The 23,645-nt window shown below is 69.5% G+C and carries 25 protein-coding genes and 1 tRNA gene; 12 read left to right on the top strand and 14 right to left on the bottom strand.

The window, feature by feature from the left end:
- Positions 1–137: 137 nt before the first annotated feature.
- From ABZV38_RS08185 to ABZV38_RS08165, 5 genes are all read left to right on the top strand, one after another.
- A complete protein-coding gene (locus ABZV38_RS08185) occupies positions 138–1,100 on the top strand; it encodes a cytochrome c biogenesis protein CcdA (protein ID WP_356325800.1) in 963 nt (320 codons plus the stop codon).
- Positions 1,097–1,774 (top strand): peroxiredoxin family protein, encoded by a 678-nt coding sequence (locus ABZV38_RS08180; protein ID WP_356325798.1) that lies wholly within the window; start codon positions 1,097–1,099, stop codon positions 1,772–1,774. Before ABZV38_RS08185 ends, ABZV38_RS08180 begins: the two co-directional genes overlap by 4 nt.
- Positions 1,771–2,028: a thioredoxin family protein gene (locus tag ABZV38_RS08175; RefSeq protein WP_356325795.1), complete on the top strand. Its 258-nt coding sequence runs from the start codon at positions 1,771–1,773 to the stop codon at positions 2,026–2,028. Before ABZV38_RS08180 ends, ABZV38_RS08175 begins: the two co-directional genes overlap by 4 nt.
- A gap of 14 nt (positions 2,029–2,042) precedes the next feature.
- Positions 2,043–2,252 (top strand): hypothetical protein, encoded by a 210-nt coding sequence (locus tag ABZV38_RS08170; RefSeq protein WP_356325793.1) that lies wholly within the window; start codon positions 2,043–2,045, stop codon positions 2,250–2,252.
- A 220-nt stretch (positions 2,253–2,472) separates the two neighbouring features.
- On the top strand, positions 2,473–4,401 hold the full coding sequence (locus ABZV38_RS08165; protein ID WP_356325792.1) for a copper resistance protein CopC: 1,929 nt from the start codon (positions 2,473–2,475) through the stop codon (positions 4,399–4,401).
- Between the two features lie 12 nt (positions 4,402–4,413).
- Here the strand turns inward: ABZV38_RS08165 and ABZV38_RS08160 are convergent, their stop codons facing one another.
- From ABZV38_RS08160 to ABZV38_RS08125, 8 genes are all read right to left on the bottom strand, one after another.
- Positions 4,414–5,097 carry a hypothetical protein gene (locus ABZV38_RS08160; protein ID WP_356325790.1) on the bottom strand — a complete coding sequence of 228 codons (684 nt, stop codon included), beginning with the start codon at positions 5,095–5,097 and terminating at the stop codon, positions 4,414–4,416.
- Positions 5,098–5,282: 185 nt separating this feature from the next.
- Positions 5,283–5,615, bottom strand: coding sequence for a hypothetical protein (locus ABZV38_RS08155; protein ID WP_356325788.1), 333 nt, complete (start codon positions 5,613–5,615; stop codon positions 5,283–5,285).
- A complete protein-coding gene (locus tag ABZV38_RS08150; protein WP_356325786.1) occupies positions 5,612–5,911 on the bottom strand; it encodes a hypothetical protein in 300 nt (99 codons plus the stop codon). Before ABZV38_RS08150 ends, ABZV38_RS08155 begins: the two co-directional genes overlap by 4 nt.
- 113 nt (positions 5,912–6,024) lie before the next feature.
- The gene (locus ABZV38_RS08145) at positions 6,025–6,396 is read right to left on the bottom strand and encodes a hypothetical protein (protein WP_356325784.1); all 372 of its coding nucleotides are present in this window, start codon (positions 6,394–6,396) and stop codon (positions 6,025–6,027) included.
- A 260-nt stretch (positions 6,397–6,656) separates the two neighbouring features.
- Positions 6,657–6,857 (bottom strand): hypothetical protein, encoded by a 201-nt coding sequence (locus tag ABZV38_RS08140; protein WP_356325782.1) that lies wholly within the window; start codon positions 6,855–6,857, stop codon positions 6,657–6,659.
- Positions 6,858–6,922: 65 nt separating this feature from the next.
- On the bottom strand, positions 6,923–7,987 hold the full coding sequence (locus ABZV38_RS08135; protein ID WP_356325780.1) for a ParB/RepB/Spo0J family partition protein: 1,065 nt from the start codon (positions 7,985–7,987) through the stop codon (positions 6,923–6,925).
- A 166-nt stretch (positions 7,988–8,153) separates the two neighbouring features.
- Positions 8,154–8,333, bottom strand: a complete 180-nt coding sequence (locus ABZV38_RS08130) for a hypothetical protein (RefSeq protein WP_356325778.1) — start codon at positions 8,331–8,333, stop codon at positions 8,154–8,156.
- A gap of 174 nt (positions 8,334–8,507) precedes the next feature.
- Positions 8,508–8,906, bottom strand: a complete 399-nt coding sequence (locus ABZV38_RS08125; protein ID WP_356325776.1) for a hypothetical protein — start codon at positions 8,904–8,906, stop codon at positions 8,508–8,510.
- Between the two features lie 201 nt (positions 8,907–9,107).
- On the opposite strand from ABZV38_RS08125, the gene ABZV38_RS08120 reads away from it, so the two are divergent.
- Positions 9,108–10,082: a hypothetical protein gene (locus tag ABZV38_RS08120; RefSeq protein WP_356325774.1), complete on the top strand. Its 975-nt coding sequence runs from the start codon at positions 9,108–9,110 to the stop codon at positions 10,080–10,082.
- Between the two features lie 16 nt (positions 10,083–10,098).
- Here the strand turns inward: ABZV38_RS08120 and ABZV38_RS08115 are convergent, their stop codons facing one another.
- Positions 10,099–11,058 (bottom strand): recombinase zinc beta ribbon domain-containing protein, encoded by a 960-nt coding sequence (locus ABZV38_RS08115; protein ID WP_356325771.1) that lies wholly within the window; start codon positions 11,056–11,058, stop codon positions 10,099–10,101.
- A 422-nt stretch (positions 11,059–11,480) separates the two neighbouring features.
- Here ABZV38_RS08115 and ABZV38_RS08110 point away from each other — a divergent pair, with 422 nt between their 5' ends.
- Positions 11,481–13,046 carry a tyrosine-type recombinase/integrase gene (locus ABZV38_RS08110; protein ID WP_356325769.1) on the top strand — a complete coding sequence of 522 codons (1,566 nt, stop codon included), beginning with the start codon at positions 11,481–11,483 and terminating at the stop codon, positions 13,044–13,046.
- Between the two features lie 94 nt (positions 13,047–13,140).
- On the opposite strand, the gene ABZV38_RS08105 is transcribed toward ABZV38_RS08110, so the two are convergent.
- Positions 13,141–13,216, bottom strand: a tRNA-Arg gene (locus ABZV38_RS08105).
- A 195-nt stretch (positions 13,217–13,411) separates the two neighbouring features.
- On the opposite strand from ABZV38_RS08105, the gene ABZV38_RS08100 reads away from it, so the two are divergent.
- The gene (locus ABZV38_RS08100; RefSeq protein ID WP_356325767.1) at positions 13,412–15,166 is read left to right on the top strand and encodes a class I adenylate-forming enzyme family protein; all 1,755 of its coding nucleotides are present in this window, start codon (positions 13,412–13,414) and stop codon (positions 15,164–15,166) included.
- A gap of 14 nt (positions 15,167–15,180) precedes the next feature.
- Here the strand turns inward: ABZV38_RS08100 and ABZV38_RS08095 are convergent, their stop codons facing one another.
- Positions 15,181–16,458, bottom strand: a complete 1,278-nt coding sequence (locus ABZV38_RS08095; protein ID WP_356325765.1) for a M6 family metalloprotease domain-containing protein — start codon at positions 16,456–16,458, stop codon at positions 15,181–15,183.
- Positions 16,459–16,786: 328 nt separating this feature from the next.
- Between ABZV38_RS08095 and ABZV38_RS08090 the strand changes: the two genes are divergently transcribed.
- Complete coding sequence (locus ABZV38_RS08090; RefSeq protein WP_356326072.1) at positions 16,787–17,449, top strand: helix-turn-helix domain-containing protein; 663 nt, start codon at positions 16,787–16,789, stop codon at positions 17,447–17,449.
- Positions 17,450–17,673: 224 nt separating this feature from the next.
- Positions 17,674–19,206, top strand: coding sequence for an MFS transporter (locus ABZV38_RS08085; protein WP_356325763.1), 1,533 nt, complete (start codon positions 17,674–17,676; stop codon positions 19,204–19,206).
- Positions 19,207–19,359: 153 nt separating this feature from the next.
- On the opposite strand, the gene ABZV38_RS08080 is transcribed toward ABZV38_RS08085, so the two are convergent.
- A complete protein-coding gene (locus ABZV38_RS08080; RefSeq protein ID WP_356325761.1) occupies positions 19,360–19,872 on the bottom strand; it encodes a MarR family transcriptional regulator in 513 nt (170 codons plus the stop codon).
- 142 nt (positions 19,873–20,014) lie between these two features.
- Between ABZV38_RS08080 and ABZV38_RS08075 the strand changes: the two genes are divergently transcribed.
- A complete protein-coding gene (locus tag ABZV38_RS08075) occupies positions 20,015–20,797 on the top strand; it encodes a class III extradiol ring-cleavage dioxygenase (RefSeq protein WP_356325759.1) in 783 nt (260 codons plus the stop codon).
- 4 nt (positions 20,798–20,801) lie between these two features.
- Here the strand turns inward: ABZV38_RS08075 and ABZV38_RS08070 are convergent, their stop codons facing one another.
- Both ABZV38_RS08070 and ABZV38_RS08065 read right to left on the bottom strand, forming a co-directional pair.
- The gene (locus ABZV38_RS08070; RefSeq protein WP_356325757.1) at positions 20,802–21,881 is read right to left on the bottom strand and encodes a questin oxidase family protein; all 1,080 of its coding nucleotides are present in this window, start codon (positions 21,879–21,881) and stop codon (positions 20,802–20,804) included.
- 70 nt (positions 21,882–21,951) lie between these two features.
- The gene (locus ABZV38_RS08065) at positions 21,952–22,491 is read right to left on the bottom strand and encodes an N-acetyltransferase family protein (protein ID WP_356325755.1); all 540 of its coding nucleotides are present in this window, start codon (positions 22,489–22,491) and stop codon (positions 21,952–21,954) included.
- Positions 22,492–22,639: 148 nt separating this feature from the next.
- Between ABZV38_RS08065 and ABZV38_RS08060 the strand changes: the two genes are divergently transcribed.
- The gene (locus ABZV38_RS08060) at positions 22,640–23,638 is read left to right on the top strand and encodes a sigma-70 family RNA polymerase sigma factor (protein WP_356325753.1); all 999 of its coding nucleotides are present in this window, start codon (positions 22,640–22,642) and stop codon (positions 23,636–23,638) included.
- Positions 23,639–23,645: the final 7 nt, after the last annotated feature.

The raw sequence follows: 23,645 nt of genomic DNA, 5'->3' as shown, positions 1-23,645 counted from the left end.
GACCGGTACACGGCCGGGTGGTTGCGTAGTTCCAGTGTGCAGCGGGCCGACCCCACGCGAGGGGGCGGCTAGACATCCTCTTTTCCATAACCTAATCTCCTTAGGAGTTCAGGTCTTGGAGAGAGGCAGACGTCGGCATGGGGCAGTTGCTGTTCGGCACGACACTGCTGGCATCGTTCCTCGGCGGGATGGTGGCGCTGCTCGCGCCGTGCTGCGTGTCGGTGATGTTGCCCGCGTATCTGGCCACCGGCTTCCGCCGACGTACGGGCGTGCTGGCCGCCACACTCGTCTTCGCCGCCGGAGTCGCCACCGTGATCGTGCCGATCGGGCTCGGCGCCACGGCCCTGGTCGCGCTGGTATCCGGGCACCACCTGCTGGTGTTCTCCCTCGGTGGCATTGCGATGCTGTTGGGCGGTCTGGCGCTGTTGGCCGGGTGGAAGCCGCAGCTGCCGATGCCGGCGGGCCGGGCGCCGTCCGGGCACGGCTTCGGGTCGGTGTACGGGCTCGGGCTGTTCTCCGGCGCGGCCAGCTCCTGCTGTGCGCCGGTCCTGGCCGGGGTCGCCGTACTTTCCGGAGCTACCGCCTCGTTCCCGGCGGCGCTCATGGTCTCCCTCACGTACGTCGCAGGGATGGTTGCCCCGCTGTGCCTGCTCGCCCTGGTGTGGGACCGACGTGACTGGGGAGCCTCCCGTCTGCTGCACGGCCGCCAGGTGACCGTGCGGCTGGGCAGGTTCCGCCGTCGCATGGCCCTGGGCAGTGCCGCCTCGGGCGTACTGCTCGCAGTGATGGGCGCACTCACCCTCGTACAGGCGTTCACCGGACCGGACATGGCCTCCGGTGGCTGGCGCGTACGCGTCGCTGCCGACCTGCAGCACGCTGCCTCAGTGGTCACCAAGGCGCTTGGATGGCTACCCGGCTGGGGCATCGCACTTCTCCTGGCTGCGGTGGCCGCCTTCCTCGCGCGGCAGGCTCGCGCCCATCTGGCCGCCCCCGCCCGGCGTTCCCCCGGCGCCGAGGCGGGGGCTTCCCCACCCCCTTGCCGCAAGGACCCGCAACCCACGGCCACGACCGTCTCCGCCGGAGAGGACCGCCCCGTATGAGCATCACCAGCAAGAGGCCACCGTTCAGGCGGCCGGACACCGTGATCGCCACGGCACGGCAGGCCAGACGGCGCCGGGTGACGTGGATCGTCAGCGTGGCAGCCGCCGTGGCTGCGCTCGTCGTTCTCTACGTGATCTTCTCCACCTCACCCGCCAAGAACACGAGAAGCGGCGGGAGTTCGTACGACGTCGGCAGTCCCGGCATCGGCAGGACCGCTCCCGCCTTCACCCTCAAGTCGAGCACCGGCAAGCCGGTCGGCCTCAAGGACTTCCAAGGCAAAAACGTCCTGCTTTACTTCCAGGAGGGCCTGACCTGCCAGCCCTGCTGGGACCAGCTCACCAACCTGGAGAAGTCGGCCGCCATGCTCAAGGCCGCCGGCATCGACCAGGTCGTCTCGATCACCACCGACCCGGCCGACCTGATCGCCCGCAAGACCCGCGACATGGGCCTGACCACGCCCGTGCTGTCCGACCCCGATCTCACCGTCTCCAAGGCGTACCAGGCCAACGACTACGGGATGATGGGCACTTCGCGCGACGGTCACAGCTTCCTGCTCGTCGGTCCCGACGGCACCATCCGGTGGCGTGCCGACTACGGCGGCGCCCCGGACTACACGATGTACGTCGCGGTCGACAAGCTCCTCGCCGACCTCAAGGTCGGGGCCGCGTCGTGATCGCCCTCACGCTGCTCACCCAGGCCGACTGCGCCTGGTGCGAACGCGCCAAGAAGCTGCTCGCCGACCTTGCTGCCGACTTCCCGCATCAGCTGGATGAGGTCTCACTCGACACCGTCGGGGGCCGCGAGCTCGCCGCCGAGCACCGGCTGCTGTTCGCCCCTGGCCTGCTCCACGACGGTCAGCTCATCGCCCACGGACGTCCCTCTGCCCGTGCACTGCGCCGCGAACTGAACCGCATCTCCCACCCCTAACAAGGAGTCCTGTCATGGACAAGCTGCTCTACCTCCTGCCCGCCCTCGCCTGCCCGGTGGGGATGGGCGTGATGATGTGGTTCATGATGCGCCCCAAGCGCGACGCCCAGAACGACCCCGCCACCGCCGACCGGCAGGAACTGGCCCGGCTGCGCAAGGAGATCGACGCCCTGCGCAGCGATCAGAGCGCGCATCACACCACGGTGCAGGACCGCCCGGCATGAACGGCATCTGGCTCCCTCTCGCAGCGACCGCCCTCGCTGCCACTCTGACCTGGTGGTTTTGCGTACGCCCAATGGCCAAGGGCCGCTCCTGCCACGGAGCGCCTGCGGCCGATGAGGAACTGCGAGAAGAACTCCGCCGCGCCCGCGAAGAGCTGCGGGACCTGCGGGACAAGGCCACCCCGACCGCCGCACGAAACACTGGACCGGAGACCCTTAACCGGTGACACCACTCGCACCATGCGCCCGGCGCTCCCTGCTGGGCTCCGCCGCCGCGCTCGTCTCGCTTGTCTTGGCCCTGCTGCTGGTCACCGCCGCGCCTGCGTCCGCACACGCCACCTTGCTGTTCACCAGTCCGGCGGCGGACGCGACGGTGGCGGACTCGCCCACCGCGCTGGTCCTTGTCTTCGACCAGCCGGTCAGCGTCACCGGCTCCACCGTGCACCTGGCCCCGGCCGCGCAGCTGGGCACTCCGGCGCTGAGCCAGGGCGACCGGACCGTCACCATCCCCGTGCGCGCCACCCTCACGGAGGGTGTCCAGACCGTCAACTGGCAGGTCACCGCGCGCGACGGCGACATCATGATGGGCAGCTATCGCTTCGCCATCGGCCCGCACACCGTCGCTCTCGCCTCAGGCCAGGCCACAGCCGCCAAGGACGCCATCCCCACCACGGTGCTGCGCTGGCTACTGTTCGGCTCCCTCGCCCTGCTGCTCGGCGACCTGATCGTGGGCCGCCTCGCCCGCCAAATCTCCGACGCTCCTGGGAACCGCCCACGCCGCTGGAGCCTTCCCGCCGCGCTGGCCGGCTGCGCAGCCGCAGTCGCCCTGACGGCTCTCCAGGCCGGCGACAGCTCACCCGGCGCCGCATTCAGCACCCGCCCCGGCGTGCTCTCTCTGATCGAAGTGGCGGGCTTCACACTCGCCGCCGTGACCGTTCTCGTACGCCGCCCCGCCTGGGCCGCCCTACCACTGACCGGTGTGCTGGTGGCCGAGGCCCTGCGCGCCCATCCGCAGGCCGACCACCCGCTCGCGGGCCCTCTGCTCACCTTCGTCCACCTGACCGCCGCCGCCCTGTGGGCCGGCACCCTGATCCAGGTGCTGCGTACGGCCGTCGTCTGGCGCGCCGAGCGTGCCGCTGCCCGCGCACTTCTGCTCTCCTATGCCCGCCTCGCCGCCTGGCTGTTCGCCGCAGTCGCCGCCACCGGCCTGGTATCCGGACTGCTCCTCGTACCGCTCAGTGACCTCGCCACCACCACGTACGGGCAGGTCCTGCTCGGCAAACTGGTCCTCGTCGCTACCGCCGCCGCCCTCGCGTTCACCGCCCGCCGGAGGCTGCGCCGCAACGCGGCCGCACAGCGACCGGCCCGCGCCGAAGCCTCCGCCCTCGCCGTGGTCCTCGCCCTGTCCGCAACACTCACCGTGCTGCCGGTCCCCGCCGACGCCAACCGCCCCCTGCCCTTCGCGCCACCCGCCAACGGGCCGATCGTGCCCACCGGCACCCGCGCAGGAGAGATCGGCATCAGCGCCCGCGCCAGCACCGGCCAGCTCGTCATCGACCTCACCACACCCCAAATCGGTGACGGCACGAAGAAGTACGGCCTCACCGCCACCGTTGCCGACCCGCACGGCACCGCCCGCCGCCTGAACCTGCGCGGATGCGGCACCGGCTGCTTCTACGCCCCGATCACCTGGCAGAGCGGCACCAGCCGCCTCACCCTGACTGCCTCAGCCGGTGACGAGTGGGCCGGAGGCCGCGCCGGACTCAGTATCAGCTGGCCGCCCCGCCCCGATGCGGATCTCCTGCAAAAGACCGTGACCGTCATGACGGCCGTCCCCCAGTTCACCCTGCACGAACTGGTCACCAGCAACACGATCCTTGGCCCCGGTATCCGCAAGCAACTCCCCATGACCGGCAAGAAGTTCCTCGCAGCCGATCCGTACGGCAGCGGCACCGCCCCCATCACCACGCGCCTGCCCGGCGACAACAGTCACCGTCGCATCGCCCTCGCCTACCCCGCCGAGCACACCCAGCTCGAGCTCACGCTCGACGAGGACGGCCGGATCCTCCACGAGACCCTGACCGCCCCCAACCACCTCGTCACCCGCACCTTCGTCTACCCGGAGCCGGACGCGGAGCATCACGAGCACTGACGGCGGCTACGGCTACGTACCGCTCGGAAAGTCGTATGAGGACGGCACGTTCACCTTCGCGCCTACCGGCCCGAAGACGAGCGTGATCTCCCGGTGCCCGGTCAGTTCGATCGCCGCCGGGTCACCGGCCACCTTCTTGCCGTCCACGTACGCCGTCAGCTCCTTGGCCCCGGTCGCCTTCAACCCGCCGATCCGACGGGGTTCCAGCTGCACACCCCACTCGTTGAAGAGCTGCCCCAGCACGTAACGGCGCTTCGCCGGGGCCTCGATGTGCAGCACCCCGCTCGCGTCATGCGTGTGCAGCTCCGACATCGCCTGAGCCTGCGCATCGATCCCCAGATTCGCGGGCACCTCCACCGGTTTCCCATCCACAATCACGTCCAGATGCGTGTGAAAGTGGTTGGCGGTCCCTTCCATCGTCGCAACCTTCAGCCCCGCCGCCTTCGCCCCCGCCTGGGCATTCGCCGGGGCCGACCACGGCGGCAGAGCCGTCGTAGTTCCATACGTGACCGGTTTTGGCAGCATCCCCGCAGCCGCGGCACCACCCGAACCGCCATCGGCAGAGACGGCCCACACCACGCCTCCGACCACGGCGGCACAGATCACCCCTGTCGCGGAGATAAAAGCCACACGCTGTCGACGCTCCTGCCGCGCCTCTGCAGCCCGCGCGGCCGCCACCCGCTCCCGGGCAGCCATGCGCTGCACCTTCTTCCCCTCCGCAGCACCACTGGTCCTGGTCGGCTTCTTGGCCACGGCTGATCTCCTTGTTCGGTCTCGCTCGGCACGAATCACCGATGCACCTAAGGTGTTTAGGATATGTGACGCGGCCAGACCTGCGACGTGACGACGACCACAGAAGGGGGGCTGCTGGCGTGTGCCGGTCATGCTGGGCTCCCCTCGGCGGCGTCGGCGGCCGCGGTGAGGCGCGGGCGATGGAAGCCGTGCATGGGCTGGCCGTAGCGGCGGGTGCAGGGGGATCCGGCGGCGGCCTGACAGGTGGCGCAGCCGAAGTCGAGGGCCGGGCGAGTACCGGCGGCGAGTCGCCGGTTGAGGTCGTCGACCTTGGCCTGCTGGCCTGCCTGGCTGGCCACCAGGTGCTCGAAGCCCGCGCGGAGCCGTGCGTGCTCGGCGGCGCTGAGGACCCGGTGGTCGGTGTGGCCGATCAGGTGTTGCATCTGTTCCACGGTCGGCCGCTCGGAGCGGGGCACGGTCATCGGCCTGCCTCCCGGTCGGCTTCGGTCCACCGGCGCAGCAGGGATCGGCGCTGGCCGGGGTTGAGCTGAACTGCCCGGTCGTAGACGGAGACCACGCGGGCGGCGGGCACGCACCAGGTGGGGAAGGGATCCTCGTCGGAGGGCTCGATCTCGCCGACGGGCTCGACGGTGTAGAGGTCGCCGTACCAGTAGCGAGAGGCGTAGAAGCGGCCGTAGTCGCGGTCGGTGGTGATGTAGACCCGGTCGGGGCGGCCCGTGGGCGGGTCGATGGGCTTGCCGTCGAGAGTGGCGGTCATGCCTTGTGCGCAGACGGGGCAGCCATCGAGGACCCTCGGGGGGTGCGGGGTGACGAGGCCCCCGGGCCGAAGCCCGGGGACACCGCCGTGGAAGTAGCGCAACTGTCCCTCGCCTACCGGTTGTTGCAGCGGCATACGCCTTGCGACGTGCACCAGCTGTCGCAGGACTTGCACCAGGTCGCGCCGGGGAACGGCGGAATGCGCTCCGGCTCGGCACTCCGCGCGGGGCGGGGGCGGCCGATCCCGGCCTCCTCGATCCCGGCCGCCAGGTCGGCGTAGTGCTCGTCGGCCTTCGGGTCGGGGTTGGGCTCGTAGATGGTCGGTGACAGCGCGGGCATCTTCGTTCTTCTCCGGACGGGTGGTTCGGGCCTGGGCCGGACTAGTTCGGCCAGGAGCTTGGGCAGCGGTCCATAGCGTTCGCGCATGAGCCGCTCGTACAGCTCAGGGTCGGCGGCGCCGTCGGTGCGATAGGTCGCAGTCGTCACGTTGTCTCTCCTGAGTACGCGGCGACCCGCCCGGCCTGGAGGGCCGGGCGGGTCCAATCGCGGGTGCGTGGAGCGGCGTCCCCGAGTGGCTCCGCATGGGCGGCGCCGGCGTCTGGCGGGTAGGGCGCGGGGGGGTTGCCACCCGCCAGACACCGAAGGGGGATGCCGCATGCCACGGCGTTGTTGATGGGCCGGTCCCGCGGCTGCAGCCGTTCCCAAACAACGCGCAGAACGTACCACGATCCAGTGTTGTGGCACATCTATGCCTCCGGGTTGGTCGGGGGCGTGTCGGGCTGGTTGGCCCACAGAGCGGCGCCGAAGCCGAGGCCGTCCAGGACCGCGGTGCCGCAGGCGTCGGGCTCGTCGACGAGGAAGAGAGCGTCCTGGTTGGTCTTGGTGCGGCCGGTGAAGTCGCCGGGCTGTATGCGCAGCCAGTCGCGGCCTTCGGTGCTGTCGCTCACGAGGCTCTCCTTGGTTGGGTACAGGCGGGCGGCCCGCCCCCGGGGCGGGGGCGGGCCTTGGCGGGTCAGGCGGTGGGCACGAGCTCCGGCTTGGCCGGGGGAGTGGGCTTGGCGGCGGTGCACTTGACTGGCGGAGCGGGCTTGGGCTTGGCCGGGGCGGCGGGCTCGGCCGGGGTGGGCTGGGCCGGGATGGGCTGGGCCGGGGCGGCGAGGCGCTTGGCCTCGGCGTCGGGGTTGAGGACGATGTCGCGGGCCTCGGCGTGGGCTTTGGCCTGCCGCAGGTTGAAGCGGGCCTTCTGCACAGCGTCGGCCACCCGGTCCATCTGCTCCAGGCGGGCGCCGACTTCGCCCTCCAGGGCCAGGGCGAGCTTCTGCGGGTCGGCTTTGGCCAGGTCCTCCAGCAGGCCCCGCACCCGCTCGATGTTGTCGATGTTCCTGCGGGTGGTGGTGCGCTCGCGCTGCCGCTCCTCGCGCTCCTCCTCGCTCATGTCCTCCAGGATCAGCGCGAAGGTCTGGTTCTGCTGCTGCTTCAGCGCGTAGGCGAAGTGCACCAGCTCGTTGTCGCCACTGAAGGCGCCCTTGGCCCACTTGTGCATCACCGCCCGCTGGTTGCCGGGGGTCAGGGCCGCGATCTGCACGGCGGCCTGGGTGCCGATAGCGCCGGAGTTGACGTGCTGCTGGACTTCTTCGGTGAGGTCGAGCAGGGCCAGGCGCAGGTTCACGTACTGGGTGGACTTGCCGAATTCCTTGGCGACGTCGCCCGGCCCGGCGTCCTCCTGGTCGTCCAGGATGCGGCGGAACGCCTTGGCTTCCTCCATCGGCGTCATGTCGGCGCGGTTGATGTTCTCGGCGACCGACCGCTTGAACCGCTCCAGGGTGCTCAGGTCGTCGTCGGTGATGATGCACTTGATCTGGGCGATCCCGGCGACCTGGTGGGCGCGCCAGCGGCGCTCGCCCGCGACGATCTCGAAGCCGCCGGCGTCTCTGTCGCGGCGGACCTCGATCGGCTGCATGAGGCCGAACCGCACGATGGAGTCGGCGAGCTCCTTCAGGGCCGCCTCGTCGAAGTACTCGCGGGGCTGACGCTCATTGCGGTGGATCTTGTCGATTGCGATGGTCCGGATCGTCACGACGTACTCCAAGAGGCCGGTCGGGAGGGGGGCCACCCCCCTCCTCATGCCTTTATTCTACCGCTTTTCATGGTTAAGGCCACAAAAATTTGTGCCATAACCCCAGGTCAGAGCACGTGTAGGGGCGGGCACCAACAGTGCCCGCCCCAACGCACGTGAGGGCCGATCAGCTCGCCTGCACCAGCCGCGCCACCCTGCACCTGCACGGTTCTTCCTGCGGACCCCCGTCCACCACCACGGCCAGCACGCACAACGCTGCGCGAGCCTCCTCGACCCCCAGACCGCGGCGGCCGGACTCCTCGGCCTCCTCCATGCGCCTGCGGATGCGTGCCGGATCGATCGCCACTTAGATCCTCCCCCTGGGGCAGGGTCCCCGCCCCAATCGCCGTCCCCTGACACCTGCACCGCGCGCAGATTGTGCGCGCAGTGAGGCCGTGCAAGTTCCCCCGAGGGTGGCCGAATCGACCTTCCCGGGCGCCCGTAGGACCCCTACAGCACCCGGCCGGCCACCGTTGTTGGACTACCAGCCCCAGGTCGTGTCATTCGGGGTGGCCAGAACCGGGCCGTCGCCGAGCCCGCCGTCGACAGGGGACTTCGAGGTGGTGTCATCCGGGGTCGGGGTGGTGTCCGCAGGGGCCGACCAGGTGGTGTCATTCGGGGCCGGGGTGGTGTCCGCAGGGGCCGACCAGGTGGTGTCATCCGAAGCGGGGGTGGCGTCCACCGGAACCAGCCAGGTGGTGTCATCCGAAGCCGGGGTGGTGTCCGCCGGCGGGGCCGGGATGGTGTCCACCGGAGCGGACCAGGTGGTGTCCTTGGCAACGATGTCAGCCTGCGCGTGGACCTGCCCGGCCGCGAAGAATCCGGCCAGTACGGCCAGCCCACCAGTAGCTACGATGCGGACAGTTCGCGAAATATCCATCTGAGAACCCCTACTTAGCAATGTGAGAGCGAAGCAGGCGCGCGACGGCAGTAGCGGCAGCAACTGGGCTGCCCAACCCCCCGGTTAGCTACGTGCGGCATACAAGCGGCGCCTGACTCGCAACTTTGTACAGGTCTTGTGAAAAGATCAAGAACAGCCCACGCGGTATTTTCACCAGTCGCACAAATCAGGGGTCGTTAGGTGTCACATGTTCCCCACCTGCCGGATCTGTCCGAATCTGCGGTCATCGCGTACCAGCGCATACTCGACGGCCAGTCACTCGCCCCTGACACTGCGGGACTTGACTCCCTCTTGAGTACCGGTCTGGCGGTCGCTTATCCGTTCACGCCGGACACCTACACTCCCGTCGAGCCGCGCCACGCCGGACTGCAGATGGTGCAGATCATGCACACCCATTTGCAGGCGCTGACCGCGTACGCGGACGCGATGCCGAACCTCCTGGTGAATCTCCGCGACCGCTACCACCAGACCAGGACCCCCGACGACTTGGTGCAGCACCTGGTCGGCCGCAAACTCATCAACGAGCGCATCGCTGCCGAGCACAGCGCCGCCCGTAAAGAGGTCCTGGCTGCCCAACCAGGCTCCCGCAAGCCCGAGGACCTGGCGCTCTCATTCGAACGCGACCGCGCCGGCCTGAGTCGCGGCCTGGCGATGCGCACGATCTACAACGCCTCCGTACGCCGTGTGACAGCCATCGGCGACTGGGCCAGGGACATGGCCGCCGTCGGCGGGGAAATTCGCACCATCCAGGGCCGGTTCCCGCGCAGCATCATCTTCGACCGCCGCGTGGCGTTCGTCCCCGTGTACACCGACGAGGGCGAGGGATCCCCCGACGAAGCCGTCATGATCACCGATCCGCTGGTGGTCGGACGGCTCTCCCACGTCTTCGACCTGTTCTGGGAGCGCGCCGACCTGTGGCTGGGCGCCCGGGCGGCCTTCCAGGAGGAGGGCCTGACCACCAACGCCACCCAGCGGGCGATCCTGCGCGAACTGTGCCTGGGCCGTAACCAGAAGCGGGCGGCGAAGAACGTCGGCATCAGCGCGGCCTGGCTCAACAACCAGCTGCGCGAACTGCGCCTGAAACTGGGCGTCGAGACGCTGAACGAGGTCATCTACTGGTGGGCCGGGTCCCCGGACCACGACGTGCACGACTGACCGTCGGGCGTACCGCCTACGAGGCGAGGGCGGTGCGCCAGATCAGCGTCACCCGGTCGTCCACAGACCGCACACCCCGGGCACGCGCCGGGCGGACCTGGATCTTCTCCACCAGCAGCATCACCAGGCCCCGTTTGGAGGCGAACGGTGCATGCTCCCACCAGCGGGCCAGATCCTCGACCCCGCCCAACGGCACTTCGGCGCCCTGCTCCAGGTAGCGCAGCCGCGCCCGCTCGGCCTTCAAGTCCCGGCCGATCAGCCGGTCCGCTGCGACGAATGAGTCCCGAGAAAGCTGCCCCTGTGTGTAGGGCGCGGCCAGCTCGGTGCGCTTCCCCTCCAGAGCAGCGATCCGGACAACCGCCTGCTGCGCCTCCGCAGCCATCGTCTTGCGGGCCGACTCCAGCGCGGCCTGCGCACCCGGCCGCGACAGTTCACCAAGCACGTACTCGGCGACGTAGTCCTCGAGGCGCGGAGCGTTGATACGGACCTTCCCGCACCCGCCGCGACCCTCAAAGTTGGACTGGCACCGGTACGACGGCGTCCCCGCCCCCGTACGACTGCCGGCCATGCGCTGACCGCAGTCGGCGCACTCGGTCAGCCCCTCGCTGAGCAGGTACTGATAGTCACCCTCGCGCGGTTCGGCCGCGCGGACGCTGCCTCGCCGGCCAGGGCGCTCCTGCAGCCACCCGAACTCCTCCGGCGTGATCAGCCCCTCGCGGCCGGTCTCGACCAGCTCGCCAGTGTCGGCAATGCGCTCAAGCCCAGCGATCGCAGGGTTGTCCAGCAGACGGCCGAGCGTCATGGAGGTCCACTCGCCGCCCATGGTCCCGCGGTGGCCCTCGGCGTTCATCCAGGCCGCGACCTCCGCCTGCGACTGTCCCGCACGGATACGGCCGACGGCTTCGCGCACGACCTGCCGCTCCTGGGCGCGAACACGCGTCAGGGCCTGGTTGTCGAAGCCGTACAAGCGCGGCATGCCACCGATCCCAATTCAACTCAGCGGCCCGCAGACGCCAGTCCCTGTCGCAGCGAGCCGACCCCCAACGCCTCCCACAAAGCTGCTGTGGGTATGCGCACTGTGTTCCCCATTGACAGCGTTCGCACAGGAAACAGTCCAGCTTTAATCAGGTCATACGCCTTGTTGTGGCCGATACCCAGCGCGCGGGCCGCGGTCACGACGTTGACGGTTGCAGGCAGTGCCAGGACCTCGTCCAGGCTCATCCCGCGCTGATCGACAGTCGCAGTAGTGCTCGTCGTCGTCATGTTTGTCGTCGCGTTCTCCCCCGCGCCAACATGTGCCACACCATACACGGGCCATCTCGTAAGAAGCAGCCCACATCTGCCCCGTTAGGGAAGAATGTGCGCCCACGGTGAAGACCAGGCGCAGGGGTGGGGACCATGTTCGAAGACAAGACGTACAAACGGTGCTCTTGCAAGGGCCCGCTGGTGGACGAGCACGGCAAGCCCGTCCTGGACAACGACGGCAAGCAGAAGATCGTCCGCCTGGACAAGACCTGCCCCAAGCTCAAGCAGCGCGACCACGGAACCTGGTACTACTCCATCGAGCTGCCGCCCTTCCCGGACGGTAAGCGCCGCCCCCGGGGGAAGCACGGCGGCTACCGCACGAAGAAGGAAGCGGCCACCGAAGCCGAGAAGGTGTGGAAGCTCGCACAGGGCGGTGTCGACGTCCTCAGCGACGAGACCGTGGCGGACTACCTGCTCCGCTGGTTCGCCAAGCGCGTCGACCTCAAGCGGTCCACCCGCGCGGGGTACGAGGACTACATCGAGCGGGTCTTCATCCCCTACCTCGGCGCAACCAAGCTGCTATCGCTGCGCACCCGCCACGTCCAGGCGATGTTCGAGAAACTGTGGGCCGACAACGAAGTCCACGCACAGAACCACGTGAAGGCGCACCAGGCCCTCGCGGCCGAACGCGCCGCCCACACGGCTTGGAAGGACTCACGGGAGCGGCCCCGACCCAAGGAGCTGCGCCAGGCGTGGGAGGACGCCAAGGCGGCTTTGAAGGGAGCCCGCGCCCAGCCCTGGCATGTGGCCGGCCCCGGCACGCAGGTGAGAATGCTCAACACCCTCTCCGGCGCCCTGGAGGACGCCGTGAAGGAGAAGCTGATCTCCGAGAACTGGGCGAAGCACGTCGTCTTGCCGAAGTACATCCGCCCCAAACCGGTCCTATGGACACGGGCCCGGATCGAGGCGTGGCGCCAGACCGGCGAGAAGCCCGGCAAGGTCATGGTGTGGATGCCGGAGCAGACAGGGGAGTTCCTGGACGCTGTCGCCGAGCACCGCCTGTACCCGATGTTCCACCTGATGGTCTTCCGGGGGCTGCGCCGCGGCGAGGCGGTCGGCCTTCCGTGGGCGGAGACCGACCTGACGATGGGCACTGTCCATATCAGTGAGCAGCTGGTGGCGTCCTCGTACGAGGTGTGGGAGGACACCCCCAAGAGCGAAAGCGGCGCGCGGACGATCAAGCTCGACTCGGAGACGCGGAGCCTGCTGGACCTATGGCGTGAGCGTCAGGACAAGGAGCGTGCCGAATGGGACGCGAACACCAAAGCCTGGAAGAACACGGGCCTGGTGTTCACCTGGGAGGACGGAACCGCCTACCACCCGGAGTACCTGTCGCAGGTGTTCATGCGCCTGATGAAGAAGCTCAACCTGCCGCCGGTGCGCCTGCACGACCTGCGGCACTGCGCGGCGACGCTGTCTCTGGCCGCCGGCCTGCACATGAAGTCCATCCAGGTGCTGCTCGGGCACTCCTCCTACTCGCTGACCGCTGACACCTACACCTCGGTGCTACCGCAGTTCGAGGAAGCCCAAGCCGAGGCGCCGCTTGCTCTCGTTCCGCGCAAGTCGCCGGCGCAACGGGTCCTCGCCCCGGAGCCGGAAGAGAAGGCCGACGTTCCCCCAGAGGATGCTGCCGACGTTCCCCAGGAGGACGCTGCATAACGGCGCGTTCCCCATTCGTTCCCCTTGAAGCCCAAAAGGCCCCTCGGAGCTCAACTCCGAGGGGCCTTTCTGGTGTTGCGTGCCTGGTCAGGCATGGTGCCCCCGGCAGGATTCGAACCTGCGACACCCGCTTTAGGAGAGCGGTGCTCTATCCCCTGAGCTACGAAGGCGGGGGATCTGCCGCTGACGGCAGTCCAGGACACAGGGTAGCGGATGAGGTGCAGGGGCGAGGGAGGCAGGCGGTCGGGCATCGGTGAAGGTGATGCCGGGTGCACGCAGGGTGTGGGGAGCGGGGTGTCTTGACGGGGCGTGGAGGCGGGCATAGCGTCACGAAAGTACTGAGCAAGCGCTTAGAGAGGTCGTTCGTGCCGCACACCGACCCGCCCCCCGCCGGCCCGGCCCCCGGCGCCGGTGCCCCGTCCGCCGCCGCCCGCATCGAGGCAGCGCTGACCGGACCCGGAGCCCCGTTCGCCGTCGTGCGGTTGCAGGACGGCCCGCAGGCCGGGGCGCTCGTGTACGCGGACGGGCCCAGGACTCTCCGCGAATTCGTGGAGACCACCTGGGCCTTCGGGGACCAGCCGTTCCTGATCGCCGCCGAGCGCAGCTACTCGTATGCGGAGTTCTTCGCCGCCGCGTCCGCGCTGGCGTGCCGGCTGACCGAGGTGTACGGGCTCCGCCCCGGCGACCGGGCCGTCGTCGCGATGCGCAACCACCCCGAGTGGCAGATCGCCTTCTGGGCCGCACAGCTGGCCGGTCTCGTCGCCGTGCCGCTCAACGCCTGGTGGACCGAGGACGAGTTCACGTACGCGCTCGACGACTGCGGACCGCGGGTGCTGCTGGTCGACGGGGAGCGGCTGCCGCGGGTCTTTGCCTGGGCGGAGAAGGCCGAGGCACGCGTGGTCGTCTTCCACCACCGGGACGGAGAGGTTCCGCAGGGGGCCGAGCGATACGAGGACCTGCCCGCGCCCGACCCGCTCGCCGCACCGCCCGAGGTCGAGATCCGCCCCGAGGACGATGCGACGATCATCTACACCTCGGGCACCACCGGACGGCCCAAGGGCGCCGTAGCCACCCATCTAGCCCAGGTGGGCGCCGCACTCAACCCGCGGTTCTACGCGACCGCCTCCGCGCTCCGCCGCGGGATCATCCCGGGACAGGGGCCCGCACCGGTCACCCTGATGACCTTTCCGTTCTTCCATGTCGCCGCGTTCACCAGTTTCTACGCGGCGATGGCGGCGGGTGGTGCGCTCGTGCTCATGCGGAAGTGGGACGACGAGGAGGCGCTGCGGCTGATCGGCGAGCACGGTGTCACGCACTACGCAGGCGTCCCTGCCACTGCCCTCGAGCTGCTCGCCGCCGCCGCGCGGGCGGGCGACGAGCTGGCGAGCCTCCAGATGCTGAACACCGGCGGGGCCGCCGCCCCGCCCGACCTGGTTGCGCAGCTCACCGCCCGCTACGGCGAGCGGATCGAGCCGCGCAACGGCTACGGCCTGACCGAGACCAGCGGCGGCGTCCTGGCGAACTTCGGCGCGGACTACCGGCTGCACCCGGACAGCGTCGGCCGGCCGACCCCCACCACCGAGGTGCGGATCGCCGGACCGGCGGGTGAGGCACTGCCCGAGGGCGAGGTCGGCGAGCTGTGGCTGCGCGGCCAGTCGCTGGTCCGCGGTTACTGGCACAACGAGGCGGCGACGGCCGAGGCGTTCGCGGACGGATGGTTCCGGACCGGCGATCTCGCGCTGGTGCGTGACGGGCGGGTCAGTGTCGTGGACCGGCTCACGGACATGGTGATCCGCGGCGGTGAGAACGTGTACTGCGTGGAGGTCGAGGCCGTGCTCCACGATCACCCGGACGTCGAGGACGCGGCGGTACTGGGCGTGGCGCACCCGGTCCTCGGCGAGGAGGTTGCCGCGGTCGTCCGGCTGCGGCCCGGCGCCACCGTCACGGCCGACGGGCTGCGGGCGCACGTCGGGCGGACCCTGGCCGCGTTCAAGGTCCCGGCCCATATCCTCGTACGCGAAGAACCGCTGCCGCGGAACCCGACCGGGAAGATCCTCAAGCGTGAGCTGCGCGGGCCGGTCGACGACGAGGTGCGGGGGAGGGGGAAGAGGAGCGGGTAGGGGGAGGGGCGTGATCAGGAGCGGGTGATGCGGACCCGGTAGTTGCCCTTGGAGTCCTTGTCGACCACCGATATGCGTATCCCGTCCCTCCGGTCGGCGAATGTCTCGCCGGGCCGGAACGGGGCGTCGGAGAGTTCGGCGTGCACATTGGGAGACCGTGTGCAGCCCCCGCTGCCCTTCGTGCTGTCCGCGACGGAGACCGGCCCCTGGCCGGTGTCCACGTCGGAGCTCACCTTGTAGATCAGTACGCCGGGCCTGCAGACCGCCCGGTCGTTGCCCGCCTGGGTCCGTACCTCCACCGCGTAGCCCGACTCCGCGCTCAGCGGCACGAAGGCCAGTTTCACCCCGCCCCGGGTGGCCAGCGGCCCGAGGATGCGGTCGGTGGTGCCGCGTTTGGAGGCGCAGCTGATCTGATTGTTGTCGAGCCAGCCGAGCTTCCACTTGTGCCAGCCGAGCAGATCGTTGTTGGCCCCCCAGTCCTCGGACATGATGTCCCAGTGCCCGACCGAGCTGCCGCCCGCCATGGTGTAGAGGTCGGGCAGGCCGAAGACATGGCCGTTCTCGTGCGGCAGGACGCGGTAGCCGTTCTGTGCGTACGACCCGGAGCCGTCGTCCTGGCGGCTGTAGATGAAGGATGTGTTGGCGAGCGGGACGCCGTCCGCGAGCGGGGCGTCGTCGTTGCCGGAGAAGGTCACGGACAGGACGGTGTCCAGTGCGGAGGGGCCGGCGTTCGGTGTGACCAGGACATTGACCAGGTCGAATTCGCGGAAGTCCACCTTCTGGTCGGCGGTGGCCACGATGTCCTGCACCAGATGGCGGTAGCCCGGTTCGTACGGTGAGCCGCGGTCTATCCCGTACGCCGAGAACGGCAGCGGCATTCGCAGCCAGTTCCTCACAGGGGCTTCGGGCCGGTAGATGAGCCGGCCGTACGAACTGGTGCGGAACCAGGCGGTGGTCTGCGGGAAGAACTCGGCGAGCCGGCCCATCGCCGACCCCTGTCCCGGCGCGTCCGGGAAGTCGATCATCAGGTTGAGTGCGTGCACCTCGCCCGTGGACCGGGAGTAGCCGGCCGGCGTCGGCATGCCCTCCGACATCTGTACGCCCATCGTCGCGGTTATCCGGCACGGGCCGAGCCCCGCCGCCTCCCCGGTGGCCACCGGTCCGGCGGAGGTGTGACCGGAGAGCGGGAGCGTGCTGCTGGCCGAGGCTGTGGCGGCGATGACAAGGGTGGTTGCTCCAGCGAGTGCGAGGGTGTGGCGGCGGCTGCGTATCCGGTGGCGGGGCTGCTGCATAGAGTCGCCTTCCGGGGGTCCGCGGCAGCAGGCCGGCCTGACTGCGCTCTGCTGATCACCTTCTGGCGGGCGGTGCGCGGCCGCGCGTTGGGTGCGCCGATCGGTGGATTTCCCTGTTCGATCGATGTGACTCAGGTCACATCAAAGGTGGGAAATAACCGGGGACCCATTCCCCGTTTGAACCCGTGTCCCCATAAGCGGGGAGGTGTTCCCCGGTTGTACGCAATCGGGGTCGCCGCAAGAGCCGGCAAGAGCCGGCAAGAGCCAGCAAGAGCCGGCAAGAGCCAGCAAGAGCCGGAAGGGAAGGACTGCCGTCGTGGATACCGTCGTGAGCATCGCCGCCGAGACCGACACCGGGACGGCGCCGCGCCGCACGCCCCGCCCGCGGGCGGACGCGCTGCGCAACCGGGAGCGGATCGTGGCGGCGGCGCGCGAGATGTTCGTCGAGTTCGGGCCGGACGTGCCGCTCGACGAGGTCGCCCGCCGTGCAGGCGTCGGCAACGCCACGCTCTACCGGAACTTTCCCGACCGGGCCGCGCTGACCCATGAGGTCGTCCTCGCGGTCACCTCCCGCATCACCGGCCGTGCGGAGGAGGCGGTGGCCGAGGAGGCCGACCCCTTCGCTGCGCTCAGCCGCTTCGTTCACGCGGCAGCCGACGAACGCATCGGGGCGCTCTGCCCGATGCTGTCCGGCGGTTTCGACAAGTGCCACCCCGAACTGCTCGCCGAGCGTCGCCGCCTCGAAGAGGCCGTCGGAGGGCTCGTGGCGCGCGCCAGGTCCGCGGGGCGCCTGCGCACCGACATCGCCGTCGGTGACGTACTGGTCGGCCTCTTCCAGCTCACCCGGCCGTTGCCAGGCACCGCGTGCCTGGACATCGACCGGTTCACCCACCGTCATCTCCAGCTGTTCCTGGACGGCCTCGAGGCTCCGGCCCGGTCCGAACTTCCCGGTACGGCGGCAACCTTGGAGGATCTGCGGCGCCGGCAATGAGGCCCGCGCCGGGCTGCTGAAGCAGACGCTGTCCGGCTGCGTGTCCGACGCGCCCGCACCATCCCCGCCTCACGACTGACCTCACGTCCACTGCCACTTCTTCCAGCTCTCTCCCTTCGCACCTTTCACCCTCACCGTTCACCGGCCGGGACGGTTCACGTTCACGGTCACGGTCACGGTTCATGACCCTTCGCGTCCACGCGCGTCCTTAGGTGGCTTCTCCCATGTCAAAAACAGCTGATATCCGACTCCCTGACCCCAGTCGCTGGAAAGCGCTGTCCTTCATCGCGCTCGCGCAGCTGATGGTCGTGCTCGATGCCACGATCGTGAATATCGCGCTGCCGCACGCGCAGACGGCCCTGGGCATCACCGATGCCAACAAGCAGTGGGTCATCACGGCCTACGCCCTCGCCTTCGGCGGCCTGCTGCTCTTCGGTGGCCGGATCGCCGACCTTTGGGGCCGTAAGCGCACCTTCGTCGTCGGTCTGATCGGCTTCGCGCTGGCCTCCGCGCTCGGTGGCGCGGCCCAGAACCAGGGCATGCTGTTCGGCTCGCGTGCGCTCCAGGGTGTCTTCGGCGCCCTGCTCGCCCCGGCCGCGCTCTCGCTGCTCGCTGTGACGTTCACCGACGCCAAGGAGCGCGCCAAGGCGTTCGGTATCTTCGGGGCGATCGCCGGTGGCGGTGGCGCCGTCGGCCTGATCCTCGGCGGGTTGCTCACCCAGACGCTGAACTGGCGCTGGACCTTCTTCGTCAACATCCCGTTCGCCATCGTCGCGGCTGCGGGTGCGTACTTCGTGATCCGTGAGCCGGCCGGCAGCCGTAACCGCTCGTCGCTCGACATCCCGGGTGTGGTGCTCTCCGCGCTGGGCCTGGTCTCGCTGGTGTACGGATTCACCCGCGCCGAGTCCGCCGGCTGGTCGGACCCGCTGACCATCGGCATGTTCGTCGCGTCCGGTGCGCTGCTCCTGTCGTTCGTCCTGACCGAGGCCAGGGTCAAGTCGCCGCTGCTGCCGCTGCGCGTGGTGATGGACCGCAACCGCGGTGGCGTCTACCTCTCGCTGGGACTGGCCATCATCGCGATGTTCGGGCTGTTCCTCTTCCTGACGTACTACCTGCAGGTCGTCAGGGGCTACTCGCCGATCAGGACGGGCTTCGCCTTCCTCCCGATGATCGCGGGCATGATCACTGGTTCGACGCAGATCGGCGCTCGGCTGATGACGCGCGTCCCGGCCCGCAGGCTGATGGGTCCGGGCTTCCTCACCGCCGCCGTGGGCATGCTGCTGCTGACGCAGCTGCAGCTCGACTCCTCGTACACGGCGCTCATCCTCCCGGCGGAGCTCCTGCTGGGTCTGGGCATGGGCACGGCATTCATGCCGGCCATGTCGCTGGCCACGCACGGTGTCGAGCCGCGGGACTCGGGCGTGGCATCCGCGATGGTCAACACCTCGCAGCAGGTCGGCGGCGCGATCGGTACCGCGCTGCTGAACACCGTCGCCGCCTCGGCAGCGACGGCGTACGCCACCTCGCACGCCGCGCTCGGCGCCACCGATCCGCAGCTGCTGAAGATGCAGTCGCTGGTGCACGGATTCACCGGAGCCATCTGGTGGGCGGTCGGCATCCTCGTGGTGGCGTCCGCGATCGCGGTGACGTTCATCAACGCCGGACGTCCTTCGCTGACCGCGGTGACCTCGGGCTCCGGCTCGGGGGATGCCGACGGGGTCGAGGACGAGTTCAAGGTTCCGGTAGTCGCACACTGACGCGGGATGCGCGGCGTGGAGTCACTGAAGTGACGTGAACATGGGTCTGCCCCGGTTCCGCTCGGCGGAGCCGGGGCAGACCCGCGTCGGTAGGCGGTGGGTCGGCGGGGCGGGCCCGGGGGTGTCCGGCGGAGCGTGGCCGCCAGGACATCCCTAGCGCAGCCAGGGCAGATCCGCGTCCGTGCCGTCCGGCTCCAGGCCGGTAGCGATGACCTGCATGATCTCGCCGAACGAGCGCACCTGCTCCGGCGTGAGCCGGTCGAACATCGCCTGGCGTACGGCACGGACATGACCCGGCGCGGATCGGTGGAGCATCTCGTAACCCTCGTCGGTGAGGACCGCGTTCTGCCCGCGCTTGTCGGACGGGCAGTCCTCGCGCCGCAGCCAGCCGTTCCGTTCCAGCCGGGCGACGGCGTGCGAGAGCCGGGAGCGGGTGATCTTGACGTCCTTGGCCAGCTGGGTCATCCGCATCTGGCGCCGGGGTGCCTGGGCGAGCTGGACGAGCAGCCCGTAGTAGATGTGCGGCATGCCGGCGTCGCGCTGCAGCTGGCGGTCGAGGTGGTCCTCCAGGAGCGTGGTGGCGTGGAGATACGCGCGCCAGACGCTCTGTTCTTCGTCGGAGAGCCAGCGGGCCCCGCCGGTGGATGCCGTGGTCATGTGCTCCACTGTACGACCTTTTCTTGAAAGTTGAACTAGATGGAGCTAAGGTCTCTGTGGCCAGGAACTTGAAGCTTCAAGAAACTTCGCTTCGGGACTTCGAGGACCTCCGCAGAAGACGTGTCGTCAGTAGTAGTGGATGGGGAGTGTCATGACTGTCACCGCGGAGCGCATGCCCGCCCTCTATCTCTCCCACGGTGCGCCGCCGCTGGCCGACGACCCGGTCTGGCCCGGCCAGCTGGCCGCGTGGTCCGCCGGGTTGCCCCGCCCCGCCGCGATCCTCATGGTCTCCGCCCACTGGGAGGAGGCCCCGCTCGCCCTGGGCGCGACCGGGACCGTTCCGCTCGTCTACGACTTCTGGGGCTTCCCCGAGCACTACTACCGGGTGCGGTACGCGGCCCCGGGAGCCCCGCAGCTGGCGGAGAACGTACGCAAGCTGCTGCGCGGCGCCGGTACGCCGGTCCAGGACATCCCGGACCGCGGGCTCGACCACGGGGCGTACGTCCCGCTGGTGGAGATGTTCCCGGGCGCCGACATCCCCGTACTCCAGATCTCCATGCCGACGCTGGACCCGCAGAAGCTGATGGACATCGGACGCAAGCTCGCACCGCTGCGCGACGAGGGCGTATTGATCGTCGGCAGCGGTTTCTTCACCCACAACCTCGCCGCGCTGCGGCATGCGGGCGGCGGCAACCCCGGCTGGTCGGTGGAGTTCGACGACTGGGGACACCGGGCGCTGCAGGCGCAGGACATCGACGCGCTGCTCGACTTCGAGCACAAGTCCCCGGCCGGCCGGCTGGCCCATCCGCGCACCGAGCACTTCGCGCCGCTCTTCGTGACGCTGGGCGCCTCGGAGGGTGAGCTCGACCAGGGGCGCAGCGTCATCGACGGGTTCTGGATGGGGCTCGCGAAGCGGTCGGTGCAGTTCGGCTGAGTGGTCAGAGGGCCGGCGGGTTCAATTCGATCGAGCGGAGCGCGGCGGCCAGGGCCGTCGTGTCGCCGACGTCCAGCGCGGTGTCGGTGAACTTGATCGTGTGGTCGTCGCCGTGTGCCGCCGCCCGCGCGAAGATCTCGTCCGCGGAGATTGCCGACGGTGATGCGGTGTACGGGACGGGGTCGGCCGGGCTGTACGCGGCGGTGACCGCGGCGCTCGCGGCCCAGGCTGCGGCCAGGCTCTGGGGCCACAGGTCACGGGGGAGGGCGGGCAGCGTACGCAGCACGGCGTTGGGTGCGGTCGCGGCGTGCACCAGCATGATCGGTGCGCCATGGCCGTGGGTGGCGTAGCGGTGGGTCGCGGCCCTGACCAGCTCCGCCAGCCGGGCGCGCGCCACGTCCGGGTCGTCCGCGAACTGCTGCGGCCACAGCGGGAACGCGATGAGCTGCGCCAGCCGGTCGCGGATGCCGCCGCTCCGGTCGGCCACCGGCGGTACGGCGTCCAGCGCGGTCGCGGCACTCGTCGCGGGCACGAGCGAGGCCGGTGGGTTCAGCGCGGGCAGCAGCTGGTGGCGGGCGGCCCAGTAGCCGAGGCCGTGCGCGAGCTCGGTGATCCGGGGCGCGGTCGCTCCACCGCCGAGCAGGGTGCGCACGGCGTGGCCGACCCGGATCACGGGGTGGGTGGCGCCCGCGGCGATGCCCGGCAGCAGCCGCGGCCACCATTCGGTGAGGACCTCCTGCCAGGGGCGTCCGGCCGTCTCCTGCTCGAAGTACATCGTCCAGTCGGCGATCCTGCGCGGGTCGCCCAGGGCCTCGTGCCAGTTCTCCGCGGTGATCCGGGTCGCGGGGGCCGGCATGTCCTCCAGCTTGTGGCTGTAGTGGTCGAGCCAACGGTGGACGGCCGGTGCCTGGCCGTGCCGTACGAGCGCCTCGACGGCCATCGGGCCGTGATTGCTCAGCCAGCCGTTCCGCTCGGGACCCGCGGCGTGGAGCCGGTCCAGCGCCTCGTCGAGTGTGCCGGTGGGGTCGACCGGCACCGTGCCCGGTCCGCCTATGGAGTCTGTCCTGCCTGTCGTGTCCGTCATGCCGGAACACGCTAGGCGCGGGGCCCGCCGCTCGTAACGGGCTGCGGACCTACGCCGCGACCGCCGGGTCCTAGGCCTCCGGTCCCAGGTGCTTCTCGTACCAGCCCACGTCCCAGTACCTGCCGAACTTCCGGCCCACCGCGGAGTTCGTACCGACGTGGCGGAAGCCGAAACGCTCGTGCAGCCGGACCGAGGGGTTGTTGGGCAGGGCGATGCCCGCGTACGCGCGGTGCAGATCCTCGTCGGCGAGCGCGGCGAAGAGCGACTCGTACAGGAGTGTGCCGATGCCCTGGCCGGCGGCTTGTGGCGCGCAGTACACACTCACCTCCACCGACGTCGCATACGCCGTTTTGGGGCGGAAGGCGCTGCTGGTCGCGTAGCCCAGTACCGATGCGGAGCCGACAATGCGGACATCCTGAGCAACCAGAAGGCGGTGCGGGCCGTCTTCAGGGTGAGAGAGCAGCCACGGCATCCGCTGTTCGGGTGTGAAGGGGGCGGTGTCGAATGTGACCGCCGTCTCGCGTACGTAATGGTTGTAGATGTCCGTGAGCGTCGCCAAATCGCCTGCGACGCCCGGCCTGACCTGCAGCTCTGTGCGGAGTTCCGGCATGAATCCTCCCGTCTCGGCGCGACAGGGTACTGCATGATCGCGAAAATGAATGCGGGACGTGGGAATTCTGTCTGGATTCCAGTCGTTGTTTCCATCGGATGCAGGGCACCCGAGAGGGTGTCGCGACCTACTCAGCAAGGGAGCACGCATGGCAACCCGTGCCGTCGCCCGTCGTTCGTCCACCACTGGTGGGAGCAGCCGGGCAAGCAGTGTTCGCGCCGTGGGCGGGGAAATCGCCGATCGCGACCTGGTCGGCATGTACCTGGACGAGATCGCGCGTACGCCGCTGCTCGACGCCGCCAAGGAGGTCGAGCTGTCGCAAGCCGTCGAGGCGGGCGTATTCGCCCGGCAGGTTCTCGACGGTGTGGTGGAGAGCGAAGCCGGTGGAGCGACGCGTGAGGAGCTGGAGGCGCTGGTCGCCGAGGGCGAGCGCGCCAAGGACGTTTTCATCCGTTCCAACCTTCGACTCGTGGTTGCTGTCGCCCGCCGCTATCCGCGGGCAGGGCTGCCCCTGCTCGACCTGATCCAGGAGGGGAACGCGGGCCTGGTGCGCGCGGTCGAGAAGTTCGACTACGCCAAGGGCTTCAAGTTCTCCACGTATGCGACGTGGTGGATCCGTCAGGCCATCACTCGCTCCATAGCCGACCAGTCCCGTACGATCCGGCTCCCCGTCCACCTGGTGGAGGAGCTCGGCCGGATCCGCCGTGTCCAGCGCGAGTTCAACCGTGAGCACGGGCGCGAGCCCGATCACGCGGAGATAGCCGCCGAGCTGGACTCCACGGCCACGCGCGTCGGTGACGTCCTGGACTGGGCCCGCGACCCGGTCAGCCTCAACATGTCCGTGGACGACGAGGGCGAGACCCAGTTCGGCGATCTGCTGGAGGACACCTCCGCGGTGTCGCCCGAGCAGTCCGTGATGACGCTGCTGCGCAGCGAGGAGCTGGAGGACCTGATCGGCAAGCTCGACAACCGCACCGCGTCGATCATCCGTATGCGCTACGGCATCGAGGACGGCCGTGAGCGGACTCTCACCGAGGTCGGCAAGCAGCACGGTCTGACGCGCGAGCGGATCCGGCAGATCGAGAAGCACGCGCTGCTCGAATTGAAGCGAATGGCCCACGACACGGGTTTTGACGCTGCGGCGTGAGCCCGAG

The organism is Streptomyces sp. NPDC005181 (assembly GCF_040608395.1).
GTDB lineage: Bacteria > Actinomycetota > Actinomycetes > Streptomycetales > Streptomycetaceae > Streptomyces.
The sequence above is the reverse complement of the archived record's forward strand: the minus strand, read 5'-3'. Positions and strand labels throughout refer to the sequence as shown.